Annotated in this window: 4 protein-coding genes; all 4 read right to left on the minus strand. The window is 75.1% G+C overall.

Annotation, left to right across the window (positions count from 1 at the left end; all coding sequences use genetic code 11):
- Positions 1–944 (minus strand): PH domain-containing protein (locus N869_RS14230; protein WP_035062681.1); only part of this gene is annotated, 944 nt, incomplete at its 3' end.
- Positions 945–949: 5 nt separating this feature from the next.
- Complete coding sequence (locus tag N869_RS14235) at positions 950–1,525, minus strand: PH domain-containing protein (protein ID WP_084137238.1); 576 nt, start codon at positions 1,523–1,525, stop codon at positions 950–952.
- 2 nt (positions 1,526–1,527) lie between these two features.
- The gene (locus tag N869_RS14240; RefSeq protein WP_035062682.1) at positions 1,528–2,010 is read right to left on the minus strand and encodes a DUF3180 domain-containing protein; all 483 of its coding nucleotides are present in this window, start codon (positions 2,008–2,010) and stop codon (positions 1,528–1,530) included.
- Positions 2,010–2,604 (minus strand): 2-amino-4-hydroxy-6-hydroxymethyldihydropteridine diphosphokinase (gene folK / locus N869_RS14245; RefSeq protein WP_232229776.1); only part of this gene is annotated, 595 nt, incomplete at its 5' end. The genes folK and N869_RS14240, both read right to left, overlap by 1 nt.

Consider the following 2,604-nt stretch of genomic DNA (forward strand, 5'->3'; position numbering starts at 1 on the left):
TCGTGACGGCTGCCCACCGGCAGCAGGACGCTCTCGGTGTCCTGCTCGGTCAGGCCGTAGCCGGCGACGTTGATCTGCACGCGCCACCAGTCCTTGCGCCGCCACAGCAACCCCTGGGTGAGCTGCACCGCCTGCACCCGTCCCGGTGGGACGGTCTGGGCGCGGGACTCCAGGAGCCCGTGGCGCAGCCGGATGCCGTCCGGGGACTGCGCGGCGCGGAAGTTGAACTCCTTGGAGAACCTGCCCCAGTAGTACGCGGCCACACCCAGCCCCGCCGGGATCAGGCCCACCAGCAGCCCGGACACACCCAACGGGACCACGATCACCGCGAGCGCCACCGCGCCCACCACCACCAGCAACGTGGGCACCGACAGCACCAACGACCCGACCAGGCGCGTCGGCGGCACCTCGTACAGGGGGCGTTCCGGTGCGACCGGCGCCTCGGGGGACTCCTCGGTGCCGAACGACACCCCGGCGGCGCGCGCGAGCAGCTCGTTGCGCAGCCGCTGGGCGTCGCTCTCCTTCAGGAACGCCAGCTGCACGGCGGAGTCCGCGCCGCCGGCGACCTCCAGCTTGAGCTCGGCCAGGCCCAGGATCCGCGCGAGGATCGGCTGGACCACGTCGATGGCCTGCACCCGGTCCAGCCTGGCGGTGCGCTGCTGGCGGAACAGCACCCCCGTCTGCAGGTAGACCGCCTCGGCGTCGACGGCGAACCGTGTCATCCGCCAGGCCAGGACGGCGTAGCCGGTGCCGATGAGCACCACCAGGGCGATGACCCCGACGACCGGCAGGAGCCCGACGGCCTCCACCACGTCCTGCGCGGAGCGCACGTTCACCGAGACCTGCTGGGCGATGATCACCAGGACCACCGCGAGGACCTTCCACCCACGCACCGCCGGGGTCACCGGGTGGACCCGGCGCCACTGCAGGGTGCTCTCACCCATCTCGCTCACAGGCCCGCCAGCTGGGCCTCGCCCCGGGCGGCGAGCCGGTCACGCAGGCGGGCCGCCTCGGTCGGCGGGAGGCCGGGGATCACCGCGTCGCTGGTCGGTGACGCGGTGTGCAGCTGCACGCGGGCGATCCCGAACCACCGGTCGACCGGTCCGGCCTGCACGTCCACGAACTGCATCCGCCCGTACGGCACCACCACCAACGACCGGAACAGCACCCCGCGCCGGATGAGCAGGTCGTCGTCACGCTCGGCGTACCCGATGGCGCGCACCTGCCTGGGCACCACGACCACCGTCCAGAGCACGAGCGCACCGAGCACACCGGGCACCAGCCAGAGCGCGGGGACGTCGGCCAGGGTCGCGGCCACCACGCCCCCCGCCAACGGGAGCCCCAACCAGACCGCGGCGCCGATCAACCGCACCGTGACCAGCCGGGGGGACACCCCCTGCCACGGGACCCCCGGGGGGTCGAACGGCCCGCCCCGGTCGGTGGAGGTGGGCGCGCCGGGGTCGGGCGACGGCGCTGCACCCCACGGCTGCTCCGGGGTCGCGGGCATGGGGGTCGGCTCGCTCATGGTCACATCCTCCCACCGGCGACCGCGCCGCCGTCAGGTCCCTCGTCGTCACCGGGGCGCACCTCGCACCAGCGCTCGACGACCAGCCCGGCCGTGGCCAGCCCCAGCGCCCCCAGCGTGGTGACCCCCGCCGAGACCGCCAGCGCACGGCGCGCCTCGATGCCGAGGTCGCCGAGGGTCAGCAGCACGTGCGCGCCGTACCAACCGGTCAGGAGCGCGCCGGTGTAGGCCGCGGCGGTCGCGAGCACCAGGGTGCGGGCCGCGAGCAGCGGGTCCAGGTCCGGCTTGCGGCCCCGTGCGTACTGCCGCACCCCCCAGCCCAGCACCAGGACCACCACGGCGATCCCCAGGAGCACGGCGACGGACAGCATCGGCACGGGAAGCACCGTGCCGCCCCGCGACTCCACCACCCGCAGACCCAGGCTCGACACGAAGCCCACCCCCGCGGCGAGCAGGAGCAGGCGGGTCACGGGGGTGCGGCCCATCAGGGCACGTCCTCGTTCTTCCACCAGTCCAGGGCCATCCACCGGATGCCCTCACGGTCCGGCGCGGTCCCGGCGAGCGCCGCGACCGGGCCACCGCCCAGTCCCGGGAGCACCGCGTCCGGGTCGACCTGCGCCCACGGCTCCAGGACGAACGCCCGGGCGTGCGCCCGGGGGTGGGGCAGCTCGAGGTCGTCGCCGACCGCAAGGGTGGTCCCGTGCAGGATCACGTCCACGTCCAGGCTGCGCGGGCCCCACCGCTCGTCCCGGGTGCGTCCGTGCGCGGCCTCCACCTCCTGGCACGCGTGCAGCAGACCACGCGGGGAGAGCGTGGTGCGCCCCAGCACCACCGCGTTGAGGAAGTCGGGCTGGTCCGGACCCCCGACCGGGGCGGTCCGGGCGAGCGGGGAGATCGCCGTGACCTCCAGACCCGGGACGGAGCCCAGCGCGGTGACCGCCGAGCGCAGCACCTCCTGGCTCGCCCCCAGGTTCGACCCGAGCGCCAGGACGACGTCCACCGGTTCCGGCGGCGCCTGGTCCAGGCGGTCCGGGGGCTCGGTCGCGACCGGCGCCGGGAGCACGGTCGTGGCCCCGGCG

This window comes from Cellulomonas bogoriensis 69B4 = DSM 16987, assembly GCF_000767165.1.
Lineage (GTDB): Bacteria > Actinomycetota > Actinomycetes > Actinomycetales > Cellulomonadaceae > Actinotalea > Actinotalea bogoriensis.